This window comes from Erythrobacter aurantius, from assembly GCF_023823125.1.
Taxonomy (GTDB): domain Bacteria; phylum Pseudomonadota; class Alphaproteobacteria; order Sphingomonadales; family Sphingomonadaceae; genus Erythrobacter; species Erythrobacter aurantius.
In genome coordinates this window covers 1,680,950-1,697,782 of the sequence record NZ_CP090949.1, presented here as the reverse complement: position 1 = coordinate 1,697,782, position 16,833 = coordinate 1,680,950, and the positions used below count along the sequence as shown (strand labels likewise).

Genomic DNA, 16,833 nt, shown 5'->3' with positions numbered 1-16,833 from the left:
GCGACTAGAGGAAAGCCATGCCCGCAACTCCCGCCCCTCGCATTCCGGCATGGCCTCCGAAAAGTGCACCGCGCCTGTTTGTGGAGCAAGCGTTGGAAGCCGGCGGGGCGATCACGCTTGATGGGACGCAGGCGCATTATCTTGGCCGGGTGATGCGGGTCGCGCCGGGTGACGCGGTGATCGTGAGCGACGATCAGACCGGCGAATGGGCCACGCGGGTTGTCGATGCGGGCAAGCGATCAGTGACGCTCGAAGTGGTGGAGCGCCTGCGCGAACGGGAGGAAGTGCCCGATCTGTGGCTTTGCCCCGCCCTCCTCAAGAAAGACCGGTTCGACTTCGTGCTGGAAAAGGCCACCGAACTGGGCGTCGCCCGCATCCAGCCCGTGATCACGCGCCGTTGTGTGGCGGACAAGCTCAATCTGGAACGCGCCCGCACGATCACCACCGAAGCTGCAGAACAATGCGCCCGAACGGCGCTGCCCGAACTGGAGCCGCCGCTGAAGCTGGATGCCTTGCTGGGTGAATGGCCGTCTGAACGTGTGCTGTTCTTTGCCGATGAGGAAGGCGGCGATCCGGCTGCCGATGCGTTCTGCTATCACGAAGGACCCGCCGCGATCCTGATCGGCCCCGAAGGCGGCTTCGACGATGCCGAACGCGCGGCCATTCGCGCGCATCCGCAGGCACGGGCCATATCGCTCGGCCCCCGCATCCTGCGCGGGGAAACCGCTGCGATTGCCGCGCTTTCGGTTTGGATGGCGGAAGCAGGCGACTGGCTGGGCGAAGAATGACTTCGCACCGCACAACGCAGTTTACGCTTCCCTCGGGCAAGTCGGTTTTCTAGGGCAACTGACATGAGCACACGCCAAGCCTCCGCCGCCGACGAGCCGATCATCGAATCGCTTGATCAGCTGATCGAACCGATGATCCGCGGCGAAAAGCCCAAGGCAGACTGGCGCATCGGCACCGAACACGAAAAGCTCGTCTACAAGCGCGACGATCGCCGCGCCCCTTCCTATGACGAGCCATGCGGCATCCACGACCTGCTGATGAACCTTACCGAGTTCGGATGGGAACCGGTCGAGGAAGGCGGCAAGGTCATCGCCATGCGCGGAAGCGACGGGACTGTCAGCCTCGAACCTGCGGGCCAGCTCGAACTGTCGGGCGCACCGCTCGAAACTCTCCACGAAACCTGCGCCGAAACCGGGCGCCATCTGGCACAGGTCAAGGAAATCGGCGAGCGGTGCGGGGTCGGCTATCTCGGCCTCGGAATGTGGCCGGACAAGACCCGCGAAGAACTGCCCGTGATGCCCAAGGGCCGCTACAAGATCATGATGAACCACATGCCCAAGGTCGGCAATCTGGGGCTCGACATGATGCTGCGGACCTGCACGATCCAGGTCAATCTCGACTATTCGTCCGAAGCCGACATGGTGCAGAAATTCCGCGTCGGGCTTGCGCTGCAACCGCTGGCGACGGCGCTGTTCGCCAATTCGCCCTTTACCGAAGGCAAGCCCAACGGCTTCCTTTCCTACCGTTCGCACATCTGGTCGGACACCGATCCGCACCGCACCGGGATGCTGCCTTTCGTGTTCGAGGACGGCTTCGGATACGAACGCTGGGCGCAATACATGCTGGATGTGCCGATGTATTTCGTCTTCCGCGACGGCAAATATATCGACGCGGCGGGCCTGTCGTTCCGGGATTTCATGGATGGGAAGCTGTCCGTCCTCCCCGGCGAACGCCCGACGGCAAGCGATTGGTGGGATCACCTGTCCACCGCCTTTCCCGAAGTGCGGCTGAAAAGCTTCCTCGAAATGCGCGGAGCCGATGGCGGCCCGTGGAGCCGCATTTGCGCCCTGCCCGCCTTCTGGGTCGGCCTGTTGTATGATCAAGGCGCGCTCGATGCGGCGTGGGATCTGGTCAAGGACTGGTCGATGGAAGAGCGCGAGCAATTGCGCAACGATGCCCCGCGCCTTGCGCTTGATGCGCCGCTTCCGGGCGGAAAAGGCACGATGCAGGATCTTGGCCGCGAAGCTTTGGCGATTGCCCACGCGGGCCTCGCCGCACGCGGAAAGCTCAATGCCAGCGGCGACAATGAGACAGGATATCTCGAAACACTGGACGAGATCGTGAAAAGCGGCAAGGTTCCGGCCCAGCGCCTGCTGGATGCCTATCATTCCGAATGGGGTGAAGACGTTTCAAAGGTCTACAAATACTCGTTCTGAGGGAGACAGAACCACCCATGATCATCGTCGTCGGAAGCTTCCGCATTCCCCCCAGCATGATCGAAGTGGTCATCCCGGTGATGGAACACATGATCAAGGCCAGCCGCGCCGAGGAAGGCTGTATCGAATACGCCTATGCGCTCGATGTTCTCGACAAGGGGCTGGTACGGGTGAGCGAGAAATGGCGCGATCGGGCTGCACTCGAAGCGCATTTCCGCACCGCGCATATCGCCGAATGGCGCGCGCAGGTTTCGGCATTGGCGGTGTCAGAGCGCGAATTGACCGCGCACGAAACCGACGACGGTTTCTACATCTAGCGCGCTATCATTCCGCCGGTTCGACCACGGCAGGCTCCGGGCTCTTGCCGGGGCCGGCGATCCGCCCCATCAGCCTGCGCTTTACCTTCGCCAGCGGCGCGGTGATCAGGCCGTATTGCTCCATCCAGTCGTAATATTCGCGGTATTTCGGGTCTTCGGCCAGCAAATGCGCCTCTTCGGTGCGCGCACGCCAGTAATAGATCGCGTTGACCACGGCGAGGAAGAAGCAGTTGCGGATCATGTCCACCGGCGAACCGCTGGTGACAAGGAACGGCATGACCGAACACCACCAGAACAGGTTCTTCGACACATAGGCCGGGTGCCGCGTAAAGCGATAGGGTCCGTTGGTCAGCACGCCGCGATAGGTAAGGTTGGAAAAGCGGATGCCGAACGCCACCGTCGCCCAAGCGTAGATGCCCGTGAGGAACACCAGCAAGGCGGCCCAGGCCCACAGTGCCACTTCATTGCCCTGCAACCAGAAATCCCAATGCGCGGTGTTCACTTCATAGCTGAGCACGCCATTGCCAAAGAAACCCCATGCAAACGGCGGGTAACACAGCAGCGCGGCCAGCCAGCCGGCAAGGAAGGGATTGCCCGAACGGATATGTGCATCCAGCGGGCGCAGGGTGAACAGATAGCCGACCGTCCCGATCTGCACGTCGATCAGGAACAGCAGCGTCACCAGCAGCATCCCGATTTCGACCGGGTTGGACAAGATTGCCGCCGGATCGCTTTCGACAATCACGGCAAAACCCGGCGGGATGATCGAGATCATGAACGCGCTGAAGAAGCCCTTGATGATCCATGCGCGCCAATGCTTCTTGACGGCTTCCATATCCCATTCACCGCGCCCCAGAACCATCGCGCCAAAGTGCCATGTCGCATCCTTGGGTTCGACCATGTAGCGGTCGATCCAGATGACATAGGGCACCGATGCCACCACCAGCGGCAGGATCGCCACACCCATCACATTCATCGCGAACAGGTAATTGTCGTCCCAATACCAGCGGCAGATGCAATACAGTCCTGCGATGATCGCCTAGGTCACCCACAGGCCGACAATCTTGACGGCGGAGAATGCGGCCACATCGTTGACGCTGCGTTTGAGGCTCCAGTCGAGCCCGGTCGAAGGACGCAGGTGCACCCTGTCCACCAGAATTGACCAGATCGCCATCGGACCTGCGGTGAACAGCATTGCGGTGAGTGCCGCGTTCGGGCCTGAGAGAACGCCATATTCCTCTTCCAGCCCGACCCATTGCGCCAGTTGCGGAAATGTGCGGCAGAAAAGGATCCAGACGAACAGCCCGAGCAGACCGGCAAGGCCAACGCCGCTCGAAACGTCGCTCTTTGGCGGCGCGGGGCGCTTCTGCGCCGCAGCAGGATGGAATAGCGAAGTCATCACCCGAAAGCGCATAGCGCCAAAGGGTTAATTCTCCGCTCCCAAAACCGGCGGCGTTCCGTCACGAAACGCCGGGCGGCCAAAGGTTAACGGCTGCGGCTCAACGCCAGGCGTGGATCGTGCCGCTGTCGTCGAGGACGTAGAGGTAGTTGTCGGCCACAACCGGGGCGAGGCTGACCGGCTGATCGATGTCGGCGAAAAGCTCCGCCGAACCTTCGCCGGTGCTCACCTTCCAGATTTCCCCGCGTGAGCTGGCAACCCAAAGATTGCCGCCGGCCAGCACCGGGCCGACCCAGAAAATCGGGCCCTCACGGTCCTTTTCGTCGCGGAATTGCTGCAACTGGGTGATCCAGCGCACACGGCCCGTCGAACGCGCGATCGCCAACAGGCGGGCATCGTCGGTAAGGGTGAAGATCCACTCGCCAGCGATCGCCGGAGTGGAAATTCCCGCGAGATTCAGCTCCCAGATGCGCTGCCCTGTCACCAATTCGTAGGCGGCCATTCGCCCGCCTTGCCCCAGCGCATAGACGCGGCCCGAATCGATGATCGGATCGGCGTCGATATCGGTGATCGAGCTGACGGTGGTGGAAATATTGGTCCGCGCCAGTGCGTCAGCCCACAGGATACGGCCGTTTTCGTAGCGATAGGCGCTCAGTTCGCCGCTCGAATAGCCCGCGATCACCGTGCCCTGCCCCGCAGCCGGAGCGGCCACGCCGAACACGCCGCTTTGCGTGGTCGATCCGCTCTCGTTCCACAGCAAGTCGCCATTGCGCGCATCGAGCGAGATGATCTGGTTGTCCTGCGTCATCACGAACACTTGGCCAAAGGCGATAGTCGGCGAACCACGCAGCGGCCCGGCAGGCTTCACCTTCCAGAGCGATTCGCCTGTCTGGGCGGTCATGGCCTTTACATCGCCTACGCCGTTGGTGGCGTAGATGATGCCGTTGTCATAGCTGACACCGCCACCGAAAGCGGCGGGGCGCAGGTCCTTTTCCATGTTCTGCTCGGCGCGTTCCCACAGCCTTGCACCGGTGTTCTTGTCAAATGCGTGGATCGTGCCCTCGGTGTCTGTGGCAAACAGCATTTGTCCGCCAATTACCGGCGAAGCGGCGAGCCGCACGCGGTCGGACGAACCGGCTATGCGAGCGGTCCAGGCTTTGGTCGGGTTCTGCCCCAGCGCGAGGTGGCCGTAGGATTTGCTGGCCGAACCGCCGACCTGCGCCCATTCCGCGTTCACGCTGGCAGGGGGTAGAACCACGCTGACACCCGCGAGGGCGGAATCAACCGAAGCGCCGCTTTCGATGCGCGAGAGGATCGGCGTACGGTTGCCCACTGTAGGGGTCGTTTTCTTGCCGCCCCCGAAGAGGCCGCCTCCGCCGCAGCCCGTCAGCAACATCGCCAGAACGCCCGCTGCGAGCGCACCCTTTTTCCCCGTCATTCGCATAAGCATCCGTCCGTCCAAATCACTTCAGTTTATTGTGGCAGTGCCGCCGTGAGCGCCCCTTCGCCCGGCAATCCGCCCTCTTCTTCGAGCAATTGCTCGACATCTTCAATCGCATCGACCCCCAGCAAGCCTGCCATCTGACGCGCGCGCGAGCGCAGCGTTTCGGGCATGTCCTCATCCTTGGCAATCTCTGCAAACAATGCGCCCGCGCGGTCGCGGTTGCCCGCTTCAAGATGTGCGATGGCGACGAGTTCGCCCGCGCTGCCGAAGAATTCGTTGCCGGGCACAGCCAGCGGCCCGAGCTTGGCGATGATATCCGCCGGTTCGCGATCATCGAAATTGGCCGAAACCTCGCGGATCAGCGCAAGATCGCGCAGCGGCTGCGGAGCGTCGGTGTCGGCAACAACGGCCGCATACAACTCGACAGCGCGCGCGGTTTCGCCCTGTTCCAGCGCCGCACCTGCCTGAAGGAAGCGAGCGACGGTGCGCGCGCCGGGCGATCCATCCTCGACCAGTCCGGCAACTTTCTCCGATGCGCCCGCGAAATCATTGGCATCGACGGAATCGAGCGCGCTGATGATCGCTTCGGATTGGCGTTCCAGTTCCGCCTCGCGGGTGCTGTCCCAATACCAATAACCAAACATGGCAACCAGCAGCACGGCCAAGGCCCCGCCAAGCGCGGCGCCGTATTTCTTGAAGAATTGCGCCGCATCATCCTGGCGCACGGCCTCGTCGATTTCGCGCATGAGGATTTCATCCTCACGCGGAGGGCCAGTGGGCTGTTCGTCCTTGGGCAGTTCAATCGGGTTGCGCGCCACGGGGCACCGTTCCTCGTTACAATTGCGAAAGCTTTGCGCCGCTCTTTAGGCAGGGCCGGGGCCGGGCGCAATGCCGCTGGCATCCACAGTCACCGTGCTGTGCATTTGCGCCGCCGTTCATGCCATACTTCGCCATCAAGGCCGCAATTGCCGATTGCCAGTTGAACCTCGGGTGAAGCGCGCGTTCAACGCCCCTGCTCCAGCGCGCCCCAGTACAATTTGCGATAGGCTTCGATCATCGCCGCCTGATCGAATTGCGCGCTTGCCTTCGCGCGGTTCGCGGCTCCGACCGAAGCACGCAAATCGTCTCTTTCCGCAAGTTCCTTGAGCATCGCTGCCAGCGCCTGCGCATCATCGCGCACGGAAATGAAGGGGCGGTTCTCCTCCGAGACGATCGACTTGATATCGCCGACATCCGGTGCGACCACGGGCAGGCCTGCCGCCATGGCTTCGACCACGGACAGCGGGAACTGCTCGCTCTTCGAAGATAGAGCAAAAATGTCGAACAGCCCGACAACATCGGCGGGATTGGCGACCGCGCCCGGTAGATGCAGCCGATGGCTGATGTCGAGCGAGTCGGCGGCAGCCTGTATCGCTTCGCGCTCAGGACCTTCACCCAAAATCACGAGCTGCCAGTGTTCGGGCAGTTCGGCAAAGGCGCGCACCAGCATCGGCAATTGCTTGACGGGCCGCAGTCCGGCAAGCGTGCCGACCCAAAGCTCACCCTCGCGCTTCACCACGCGGAAACCGGCGGTCCTGGGCTTGGCGGCAAAGGCGGCAGTATCGATGCCATTCGGGATACGTTGGATGCGGGCGCGCGGCTGCTTCCATTTGTCGAGCGCGATGGCTTCGAGCACGCGGCTCGGCACCACCAGCGCATGAGTGCGGCCAAGCGCAATGCGACGATACCAGTTGCGCCGCGATTTCAACCCGTCGACTTCGTCTTCGTTGAAGCCGTCTTCGTGGTGGATCAAAGGCGGCAGGCCCAGCGCATCGGCAAACACCGTGTGCGCCATGACAACATCCATCGCACCCCAGTTGTAGGTCAGCACCAGATCATAAGGCTTCATCGCCTGTGCAATGGCAACCAGCCGCCCGGGTGTGGGCAATCCGGTGAGCGAAGGAAAATCGCTGGCGATGCGATAGCGCACGCCGCGCGCGACGTGGTCCTTTGCCGCCAGATTGTCCGGTTCGCCCGAAACGATGGTATGGTCGAGCTCTGCGCCAAAGGCGTTCATCAGGTGAACGGCGCGCAGTTCCTTGCCCCCGGCCGCGAAGGTCGAATGGCAATGCAGCACCTTGGGAACGCTTCCCCGGTCAGTCATCGAATTGCCTTCAGATCTTGGCGAGCAGCGCGTCGATCGCCGCGCGCGCTTCGGGTTCATCGAGCGTCGGGGCATGGCCGACGCGCGGCACGGTGACGCTCGTCATCGCGGGGTTCTTTACCGCCATTTGCTCAACCGTTTCAGGGGTCAGCAAATCGGACAATTCGCCGCGCACCAGCACCATCGGGACATCGCGCAATGCCTCATATGCGGCCCACAGATTGGCCGGAGCCGCGCCGCCGGGCTGCTTGAACGGTTCGGCAATCGCCATGTCGTAATCATAGCTGATGCGCCCGTTCTGGGTCACGATCATCGTCCGCTTCGCCATTTCCAGCCACATGTCGAGATCGTAATCGGGAAACGCGACGGAATGGACATCGCCCAATGATCGCGCCGCATGGACCCATGTGGGATAGCTGCGCCCCTGCCCGACATAGCCGGTGATCCGGTCAATCCCGGCAGGATTAATCTCTGGTCCGATATCGTTCATCACCACCGCGACGATCCGTCCGGGCTTTGCCGCGGCAAGCCGCATCGTCATCAGCCCGCCCATCGACGTGCCCACCGCGATGAATTTGTCGATGCCCTGCTCTCCCAGCAGCTTTTCGACATCGGCCACATATTGCAGCGGATTGTAGGTGGCGGAATCGGGCGCGTAATCGCTTTGCCCGCGCCCGCGCATTTCCGGAACAATCACGCGCCGCGTTTCTGCGATATGCGCGGCAAGATCGGCAAAATCGCGCGAATTGCGGGTCAGCCCGTGCATACACAGGACCGGCGGCCCGTCATAGCCATCCGGCCCCGGATAATCCCTGTAGTAAAGCGACAGGCCGTCCGCACTCGTCCAGTTCCTGTCTTCGTATGTAGTGGCCATCAGCGGCAAAAATCCCCGGTCTGTCATGTGCCTGCGTGGTTGCGCAGACGATCCCTTGCCCCCACTATCGCGGGATGAGCGAAGAACCGCAAGCAGCCAAATACCGCGCCGATAAGGCGATTACCACGCTGGCCGATTGGCTGGGAGCGCCGGTGGATGCCGCCGACTTCCCTGAAACGCGCCTGCGCTTTCGCAATGATCGTGCCGCCGCAAGCGTGGGTCTGGACGCTCTTTCGGATGAGGATTGGACGCGCCACTTTGGCCGCTTCGCGCCACTCGAAGACAATCTGCCCCGCCCGCTCGCGCTCAAATATCACGGCCACCAGTTCCGCGTTTACAATCCGCAGATTGGTGACGGTCGCGGGTTCCTTTTCGCGCAGATGCGGGATCAGGCCGGACGGCTGATGGACCTCGGCACCAAGGGTTCGGGCCAGACCCCCTACAGCCGCGCGGGCGACGGGCGGCTGACGCTGAAAGGCGCGGTGCGCGAAATCCTCGCCACGGAAATGTTGGAGGCGCTGGGCGTCAACACGTCGAAGACGTTCTCCGTCGTCGAGACGGGCGAAAATCTGATGCGCGATGACGAACCATCGCCCACCCGATCTGCCGTGATGGTGCGGCTATCGCATTCGCACATCCGCATCGGCACGTTCCAGCGCCTGCTTGCTCTGGAGGAGCCCGATCACATGGAGGCGTTGATCGCTTATTGCCTCGAACATTTTCCCGGCCCGCCCCCGCCAGAGGATGCGCCGGGGCGCGATGAGCCGGCGGTGATGCTGATGCACAATGTCGTCGAGCGGATGGCTGATCTTGCCGCCAGCTACATGGTCGCAGGGTTCGTTCACGGGGTGCTCAACACCGACAATATGAATATCACCGGGGAAAGCTTCGACTATGGCCCGTGGCGCTGGCTGCCGGAATGGGACCCGTCCTTCACCGCCGCCTATTTCGATCATGGCGGCCTGTATGCATTTGGTCGCCAGCCGGAGGCGCTGCATTGGAATTGCGGGCAATTCGCCGTCGCACTTCGCCTGCTTGCCGAAACTGAGCCGCTGGTGTTCGCGCTCGAACGGTTCGGGCCGCTGTACATGGAAGCGGTGGCACGGCGGTGGTGCTGGCGTCTGGGGGTCGAGCCGCGCGGGCTGGAGGAGGATTCGCAGCTAGTATCGGTCTGCGAAAAGGCGATGCGCGAAAGCAAGGCGCAACCTGACGCATTCTTCTTCGCCCATCGGGGCGGACGCGGTGCTTCTGGTGAGCTTGGAGATGTTCTGGCGGATTACACTGCAGTCGAGGACGCGCACGAATACTGGAACGACGCCGCGCCCCAATCCATGGTGATCGACGAAGTCGAAGCGATCTGGTCCGCGATTGACGAACGCGACGATTGGCAGCCCCTGATGGACAAGGTGGCCGCGCTTCGCCGCATGGGCAAGGCCCACGGCACGCCTCCTGCACCGGCGGGACACGCCTGACCGCACCCGATTACGCAATCAACCGGGGGCAAACGCAGGGCGTAAGCGCCGCATTGCCTCTATGAAATGCGCGTCTCCCTCTGTAACGGTTTTGGCTTGGGGGGCGTAAGACGGTCAGTCTCTCGCCAATTACTGTGAGGCTTTGACACGGGCAGATCCGCCACATGACAAACAGCATTCTCGTTTCATACGCGCCTGCAACCGGGGAAGAGGTATGGCGCGGCGAACATGGCAATGTCGGCGAGGCCGTGAGCCGTGCCCGTCGCGCATGGCCGGCATGGGCCGCGCTGGCGCTGGGCAACCGGATCGAAATCGCCCGCCGTTTCGCCAATGAAGTGCGCCATGACGCCGAAGTGCTGGCCGAACTGATCGCCCGCGAAACGGGCAAACCCCTGTGGGAAGCCCGGACCGAAGTCGATGCGGTGGTGGCGAAGGTCGATATCTCGGTGCAGGCCTATGCCGAACGCACCGGCAAGAAAAAGCTCGACAGCGCGCTTCAGGGCAGCACCGCAGTCCGGCACAAGCCGCATGGCGTGATGGCCGTGCTTGGCCCCTATAATTTCCCCGCACACCTGCCCAACGGCCACATGATCCCGGCGCTGATCGCGGGCAATGTCGTATTGTTCAAACCTTCGGAAAAGACCCCCGGCGTTGGCGCGGCGCTGCTCGAATGCTGGAAGCGCAGCGGCGCGCCCGAAGACACCATGCAACTGGTGATCGGCGGCCCTGACGAAGGCAAGGAACTGGTGGCGCACCCCGGTGTGGACGGAGTGCTGTTCACCGGTTCGGCACAGGCGGGGATCGCGATCAATCGCAAGCTGGCGGCCAATCCGGGCAAGATTGTCGCGCTGGAAATGGGCGGCAATAACCCGATCGTGGTGATCGAAACGCCAAGGATGAAGGAAGCGGCGACGCTCGTCATCCAGAGCGCCTTCACCACCTCCGGGCAACGTTGCACCGCCGCGCGCAGGCTGGTGGTGAAGAACAGCGTCTATGACGAGCTGATGGCCGAACTGATCCCGATGGCGCGCAAGCTGATCGTCGCGGAACCCTTTGCCGATCCGGCACCGTTCATGGGGCCGGTGATCGACAACGATACGGCGGATCGCCTAACGGAAAGCTTCCTCGCGCTGTTGACCGCCGGGGGCCGGGCGTTGCTGCCGATGCGGCGGATCGACCCGGATCGGCCATTTCTGACACCCGGCATCATCGACACGACTGACATTCCCGATCGCCCCGATGTCGAATTGTTCGGGCCGCTGCTGCAGGTCATCCGCGTCCCCGATCTCGACGCGGCGATTGCAGAAGCCAACAACACCCGTTTCGGCCTTTCGGCTTCGCTGATAGGCGGATCACCCGATGATTACGGGCGGTTCTGGGCCAATGTCCGTGCCGGGATCATCAACTGGAACCGGCCCACCAATGGCGCATCCTCAACCGCGCCGTTTGGCGGCATCGGATTGTCGGGCAATCACCGCCCCGCTGCCTATTACGCCGCAGACTATTGCGCCTATCCGGTGGCCAGCACCGAAATGGACCAGCCGCGCGCGAATATCGAAGTCGGTTTGAAGGAATAGCGGCGTTATTTGCGCCAGTGGACGACATCCACCGCCGTCATGCCGCCCGGCCCGGGCCGGACGTGAACGGCGATTTCCTGATCACGCCGCTCCGCCCGCAATTGCGCTTCGGGCGCGGCAAAGCGTTCGATGCGGAAACGCGCGCGGTCAGCCTTGGCAAAATGGTATTCGAGCGCGTCTTCCGGCGCGACTGGCGTCAGATACCGAACGACCCGGATCACGCAGGTGCCCTGATCCACGCCAGCCGCCTGCCGCACCATGCCATGCGGCATGACGGAGGACGTCGGCGGCAGGCCGGTCGACCAGGTGATGTCGGCCGTCAGATCATCGATGCAGTCTTCGCGGCTTCCCACCGCACGGATGATTTCGTCGGCGGTGGTGAGGTTTGCGAGCGAGGCCTTGCCCTGCCCTCCGGATGCAGGGGGCAGTGCCGGGATCTGCCCGTTCTCCAGCAATTCCAGCCGGCCTGCATCGCGCGCCCTCTGGCGCGCATCGTCGCGCGCGTCGAAGGGTGGCAAAGGGTGGCCGTCGCGGATCGCGATCACAGCATTGGCTTCGTTGCGCCAGGACAGATCGGGATCGACCATCAACGGATCATTGAGCGCACGGGCCAGCAGCGGATCAGTGCTGAGAACCTCAGGCGCGGCAGCTTCGCTTTCCGGCTCGCTGCAAGCGGCAGGAAGGACACAGGCGATTGCCGTGGCAAAGTAAAGAAGAAGGCGACCTTGCATGGCTTGCGCTTTAGCCTGCTTTGGTTAATTTTCATTCTCACGGAGGCACGACAGACCGCCGGAAATGAAAACGCCCCCATGCCTCTTGCGAGAGATGAGAGCGCTTTCCACGGCTGGTGGGAGCCGTGCCGGAGCCGCCTGGTGGAAGCGACTCAAGACAGATCAATCCTCGGCAAGGACGCAGAGATGGTCGTAACCATGCCTGCTCCTCACCCCTTGCGTTCATTATTAGATGCGTAAACCTGAATGATGAGCGAGCGGATGGTTAGCCTTTGTTCATCTTTCATGCGAGAAATCTGACCAGCCAACCCTGTTGCGAGCGCGCTTGCGCTTCCCGGCAGGGCGGCCTAGTGCGCTCTCTCCCATGAACAGCGCCTCGTCCAATTCCCCGGCCGAACCATCTGGCCTCCCTGCGGCCTTGGGCGCTTACATCATCTGGGGCTTCCTGCCGCTTTACCTGTTGCTGGTTACTGCCGTTCCACCGTTCGAATTCGTCGGCTGGCGGATCATCTGGACCTTGCCGTTCTGCCTGATCATCGTGGCATTGCGGCGCCAGTTCCCGGCATTGAAGGCCGCGCTTACCAATCCTCGCACCATGCTGGCGCTTCTGGCGAGCGCGGTGCTGATCGCGATCAACTGGTTCGTCTATATCTGGGCGATCATGGAGAACCAGGTCTATGCGGCGAGCCTGGGCTATTATCTCAACCCCTTGATCAACGTGCTGCTCGGCACTCTGCTGCTCGGAGAACGGCTGACCAAATGGCAATGGCTCGCCGTCGCAGTTGCCGCCAGCGGCGTTGCTCTGCTGTCGGCAGGAGCGGTGACGACGCTTTGGATCAGCCTCACACTCGGTTGCAGTTTTGGCCTTTATGGCATTGTTCGCAAACAGGTTGATGTCGGATCGCTGCCGGGACTGACCATCGAAAGCGCGATCCTGCTGCCGGCCGCTATAGCCATTGCCGGATGGTATGCGGCGAGCCCGGCCGGGCCATCGTTCGGTAAGGACTGGTTCCTGAGTCTTTCCATCGTCTTTTCCGGCGTGGTGACGGCAGTACCGTTGTTGCTGTTCGCGATAGCGGCACGGCGGATGAACTATTCAACGCTGGGCTTCATCCAGTATCTGGCGCCCACCATCGTGTTCATTCTGGGCCTCACGGTGTTCGGCCAGCAGCTTCGCCCGGTTCAGCTCGGAAGCTTCATCCTGATCTGGATTGCTGTCGCGATCTTTGTCGGCGATCTTTGGGCACGCACCAAGCGCGCGAAAGCCGCCGCAGCTGCCTAACCCACGAAACGCCAGCCGATCGTCTGGCCGCCGTGCCATGGCACAATCGTCGATCCGGCCAGATCCAGTTCCGCCGGAACCTGCACCTCGGCCCGCTCCAGCGTCACGCTGCTTTCGTTGACAGGCAGACCATAAAAGGCAGGCCCGTGAAGCGAGGCAAAGCCTTCGAAATGCTCCAGCGCGCCTTCCTGATCGAATACGGTGACATAGCTTTCGAGGGCATAGGGGGCGCCGAAAATTCCGGCACAGCCGCATGCGCTTTCCTTGTCCCCGCGCAGATGCGGCGCGCTGTCAGTGCCAAGGAAGAACTTTGCACTCCCGCTCGTCGCCGCCGCGCGCAAGGCCAGTCGGTGCGTCTCGCGCTTGGCCACGGGGAGGCAGTAATTGTGCGGCTGGATCCCGCCCACCAGCATGGCGTTGCGATTGATATGGAGATGCTGCGGCGTAATTGTCGCAGCGACATTCGGCCCCGACGCTTTGACGAATTCCACCGCATCCGAGGTGGTGATGTGTTCGAACACCACTTTCAGCTTAGGGAAATTGGCAACGATTGCGCGCAGGTGCCGCTCGATAAATTCCGCTTCGCGGTCGAACACGTCGATATCGGCATCGGTCACTTCGCCATGGATGCAAAGCACGATCCCCTCTGCCTCCATGCGCTCAAGCACAGGATAGATCGTTTCGACATTGGTGACACCGCTGGCCGAATTGGTGGTGGCGTTGGCCGGATACAGCTTCGCCGCAGTGAACACCCCTTCATTCGCCCCCCGCGCCAGATCATCCGGATCGGTCGCATCTGTGAGGTAACAGGTCATCAGCGGCGTAAAATCGACCCCTTCCGGCACTGCCGCAAGGATCCGCTCGCGATAGGCCGCAGCCAGCTCTGTCGTCGTGACCGGCGGTGTCAGATTAGGCATCACAATCGCACGGGCAAACTGGCGCGCGGTGTAGGGAACGACGCCGCGCATCACCTCCCCGTCGCGGAAATGCAGGTGCCAGTCGTCAGGGCGGCGGATCGTCAGCGTGTTGGTCATGCCAGCGCCTTAATCCTGCATCTCGGCCCTTTCCAGTCCCGGCGCACACGAATATGGCGACGCGCATGAAAACTGTCGGATTCCTCGCCTGCGAAACCACCCTGCCCCTGCCCTTTGGCGGGATCGGCGAAAGACGCGGCGACGCGTTCGAACATGATCTGATGATTGCAGCCCTCGCCCCGGCGTTCGAGGCTGCGAGGTTGGACCTGAAGGTGATCGACTGGGAAGCCCCCATCGCAGATTTCGCCGGTGTTGACCTCGTGCTGCTGGGCACATCCTGGAATTATCAGGACAAGGCTGACGCATTTCTTGCCCGGCTGGACGAACTCGCCGCGATCGGGATCAAGGTGTGCAACCCTCCCGATCTGGTGCGGTGGAACATCCAGAAGACGTATTTGCGCGATCTGGCAGAGCAAGGTGCCGCCACGATCCCGACGCTGTGGCTTACGGACGTGGGGCTGAGCGACGTTGAAGAGGCGTTCAAAGCCTTTGAGTGCGACAGATTGGTGGTCAAGCGGCAGGTTGGAGCAGGCGCGCTGGGACAGGTTCTGATCCACCGTGACGATCTGCCCGATCCCGCTTGGCGATTCGGCCATCCGGCGATGGTTCAGCCGTTCCTTCCCGCGATCGCGGAAGAAGGGGAACTCAGCTTCATCTTCATCGACGGCGAATTGAGCCATGCGCTGGTGAAGCGCCCGGCCAGCGGCGATTATCGCATTCAGTCGCTGTATGGAGGAGTGGAAACCGCGTTCGAGCCTGATGCCGGACAAACCGCCGCTGCAAGCGCGATCCTCGACGCGCTGCCGTTCGAAACGCTGCTCTATGCCCGGATCGACATGCTGCGGGCGCAGGACAATCGCCTGATGGTGATGGAAGCGGAGATGATTGAACCCTATCTCTACCCTGTGCAGGGTCCGCAATTGGGAGAGCGCCTAGCGCGTGGAATCGGGAAGAGGCTGGATCGGTAATGGACTTCAGGCAGTTGACGGACCGGGCGATTGTGCGGGTGGCCCCGCTCGATCCGCAAGAGAATGTGCGCGGCTTCCTGCAAGGGCTCGTCACCAATGACGTGAGCGGCCCTCTCCCCATCTATACCGCGCTGCTTTCGGCGCAGGGCAAGTGCATGTTCGACTTTTTCGTGTGGGATGGCGGCGGCGGCAGCCTGCTGCTCGATTGCGAGGCGCAGGTGGCTGACGAGCTGGTAAAGCGGCTCTCGCTCTATCGCCTGCGCCGCAAGATCGAGATCGGGCGCGACGATGCGCTGGCACCCTATTGGCATTTCAAGTCATTCGAAGGTGCCGTGCCCGACCCGCGACTTCCAGTACTCGGCTTTCGCGCGATCATGAAGGCAACCGGGTTCACCGGCGGCCTCGCCCTCTACCACCATGGCCGTCTGCTTCAAGGCGTGCCCGAAGGTCGAGCCGAACTGGGTGATGTGCTCTGGCTTGAAACCAACGCGGTCGAATTGAACGGCGTCAGCTTCACCAAGGGCTGCTATGTCGGGCAGGAGAACACCGCGCGGATGAACTGGCGGCAAAAGGTCAACCGGCGGCTGGTGGTGGTGCCCCTCGACCAGTCTGACCCCGCAAGACAGCGTGTCGCCTATCCTGAATTCGGCTTGGCAGTGGATCACTTGCGGGTGAGCGACATTGACCCCGCCACGCAACCGGAATGGCTGCGCGCCGCGCTGACCGATCAGGCGCCGTAGTGTTCTGCCATTGAAGCTTCGAGATTGGCCGCTGCCCGCTCTCGCGCGGTGTCGCGCGGCAGACCCAGCGAATTCGCCAGCGCCGCGCCGATCAGCGCGTCGCCCAATGCCAGAAGGACGAGGCTGAGCGTGTCCTTGTGGACATGCTTGGGATCGTCATTGTGCCCGGCTTCTTCGGGCGCGATTTCGTCAACCAGTTGGTGAATCGTGGTGATGATCGGATTGAGCGCGTCCTCATTCCCGGTCAGCAGCATCCAGCTGGTGAGCGCACCCGCCCCTTCGCGGTCAAACGCGTCGAACGCGAGATCCACCACCTCACGCGCCGAACCCAGCCCCGCGCGGCTCGCATGAACGGCTTCGCGGATCGTGTCGCAGACCGTGCGCGCGAGATGCTCCGCCAATGCCCGTTGCAGGCCCGATGCCGAACCGAAGTGGTGCAGCAGATTGGCATGGGTGCGCCCGATCCGGGTAGCGACCGCTTTCAGCGTCACCGATTGCGGGCCGGTTTCGATCAGCAGCCCACGGGCCGCTTCGAGCGCGGAGCTGCGCGATTCCTCGGGACTTAATCTCTTGCGACTTTTCATTGCGCAGGGCGAATAGTCGAATTGGCCGCCGCTCACAAGCAAG

The 16,833-nt window shown here is 62.4% G+C and carries 15 protein-coding genes and 1 pseudogene; 8 read left to right on the top strand and 8 right to left on the bottom strand.

All coding sequences use genetic code 11. The features are described 5' to 3' along the window. Window positions 1–17 precede the first annotated feature (17 nt). The 3 genes from L1K66_RS08065 to L1K66_RS08055 all read left to right on the top strand — a co-directional run bounded on the left by L1K66_RS08065 (window position 18) and on the right by L1K66_RS08055 (window position 2,542). Window positions 18–788 carry a 16S rRNA (uracil(1498)-N(3))-methyltransferase gene (locus tag L1K66_RS08065; protein ID WP_252260429.1) on the top strand — a complete coding sequence of 257 codons (771 nt, stop codon included), beginning with the start codon at window positions 18–20 and terminating at the stop codon, window positions 786–788. A gap of 63 nt (window positions 789–851) precedes the next feature. Next, a complete protein-coding gene (locus L1K66_RS08060) occupies window positions 852–2,225 on the top strand; it encodes a glutamate--cysteine ligase (RefSeq protein ID WP_252260428.1) in 1,374 nt (457 codons plus the stop codon). Window positions 2,226–2,242: 17 nt separating this feature from the next. After that, complete coding sequence (locus L1K66_RS08055) at window positions 2,243–2,542, top strand: putative quinol monooxygenase (protein ID WP_034952825.1); 300 nt, start codon at window positions 2,243–2,245, stop codon at window positions 2,540–2,542. Between the two features lie 7 nt (window positions 2,543–2,549). On the opposite strand, the pseudogene L1K66_RS08050 reads toward L1K66_RS08055, so the two are convergent. The 5 genes and pseudogenes from L1K66_RS08050 to L1K66_RS08030 form a co-directional block, all read right to left on the bottom strand. Further along, window positions 2,550–3,941: pseudogene (locus L1K66_RS08050) on the bottom strand (methyltransferase family protein). Between the two features lie 100 nt (window positions 3,942–4,041). After that, window positions 4,042–5,379, bottom strand: coding sequence for a PQQ-binding-like beta-propeller repeat protein (locus L1K66_RS08045; protein WP_407931987.1), 1,338 nt, complete (start codon window positions 5,377–5,379; stop codon window positions 4,042–4,044). A gap of 35 nt (window positions 5,380–5,414) precedes the next feature. After that, window positions 5,415–6,203 carry a tetratricopeptide repeat protein gene (locus L1K66_RS08040; RefSeq protein WP_252260427.1) on the bottom strand — a complete coding sequence of 263 codons (789 nt, stop codon included), beginning with the start codon at window positions 6,201–6,203 and terminating at the stop codon, window positions 5,415–5,417. 185 nt (window positions 6,204–6,388) lie between these two features. After that, complete coding sequence (locus L1K66_RS08035) at window positions 6,389–7,528, bottom strand: glycosyltransferase (RefSeq protein WP_252260426.1); 1,140 nt, start codon at window positions 7,526–7,528, stop codon at window positions 6,389–6,391. Window positions 7,529–7,538: 10 nt separating this feature from the next. Beyond that, window positions 7,539–8,402, bottom strand: a complete 864-nt coding sequence (locus tag L1K66_RS08030) for an alpha/beta fold hydrolase (protein ID WP_252260425.1) — start codon at window positions 8,400–8,402, stop codon at window positions 7,539–7,541. Between the two features lie 74 nt (window positions 8,403–8,476). On the opposite strand from L1K66_RS08030, the gene L1K66_RS08025 reads away from it, so the two are divergent. After that, a complete protein-coding gene (locus L1K66_RS08025; protein WP_252260424.1) occupies window positions 8,477–9,874 on the top strand; it encodes a protein adenylyltransferase SelO family protein in 1,398 nt (465 codons plus the stop codon). Between the two features lie 155 nt (window positions 9,875–10,029). Further along, the gene (astD, locus tag L1K66_RS08020) at window positions 10,030–11,451 is read left to right on the top strand and encodes a succinylglutamate-semialdehyde dehydrogenase (RefSeq protein ID WP_330221261.1); all 1,422 of its coding nucleotides are present in this window, start codon (window positions 10,030–10,032) and stop codon (window positions 11,449–11,451) included. Window positions 11,452–11,456: 5 nt separating this feature from the next. Here the strand turns inward: astD and L1K66_RS08015 are convergent, their stop codons facing one another. Further along, the gene (locus L1K66_RS08015; RefSeq protein ID WP_252260422.1) at window positions 11,457–12,182 is read right to left on the bottom strand and encodes a hypothetical protein; all 726 of its coding nucleotides are present in this window, start codon (window positions 12,180–12,182) and stop codon (window positions 11,457–11,459) included. 364 nt (window positions 12,183–12,546) lie between these two features. Between L1K66_RS08015 and rarD the strand changes: the two genes are divergently transcribed. Next, the gene (gene rarD / locus L1K66_RS08010) at window positions 12,547–13,464 is read left to right on the top strand and encodes an EamA family transporter RarD (RefSeq protein ID WP_252260421.1); all 918 of its coding nucleotides are present in this window, start codon (window positions 12,547–12,549) and stop codon (window positions 13,462–13,464) included. On the opposite strand, the gene pyrC is transcribed toward rarD, so the two are convergent. Continuing rightward, on the bottom strand, window positions 13,461–14,498 hold the full coding sequence (gene pyrC / locus L1K66_RS08005; protein WP_252260420.1) for a dihydroorotase: 1,038 nt from the start codon (window positions 14,496–14,498) through the stop codon (window positions 13,461–13,463). The two genes, rarD and pyrC, sit on opposite strands and share 4 nt — an antisense overlap. Before the next feature lie 65 nt (window positions 14,499–14,563). On the opposite strand from pyrC, the gene L1K66_RS08000 reads away from it, so the two are divergent. After that, complete coding sequence (locus L1K66_RS08000; RefSeq protein ID WP_252260419.1) at window positions 14,564–15,466, top strand: ATP-grasp domain-containing protein; 903 nt, start codon at window positions 14,564–14,566, stop codon at window positions 15,464–15,466. Then, a complete protein-coding gene (ygfZ, locus tag L1K66_RS07995) occupies window positions 15,466–16,206 on the top strand; it encodes a CAF17-like 4Fe-4S cluster assembly/insertion protein YgfZ (protein ID WP_034952806.1) in 741 nt (246 codons plus the stop codon). Before L1K66_RS08000 ends, ygfZ begins: the two co-directional genes overlap by 1 nt. On the opposite strand, the gene L1K66_RS07990 is transcribed toward ygfZ, so the two are convergent. Continuing rightward, a complete protein-coding gene (locus L1K66_RS07990; RefSeq protein ID WP_252260418.1) occupies window positions 16,194–16,790 on the bottom strand; it encodes a TetR/AcrR family transcriptional regulator in 597 nt (198 codons plus the stop codon). The two genes, ygfZ and L1K66_RS07990, sit on opposite strands and share 13 nt — an antisense overlap. Window positions 16,791–16,833 lie beyond the last annotated feature (43 nt).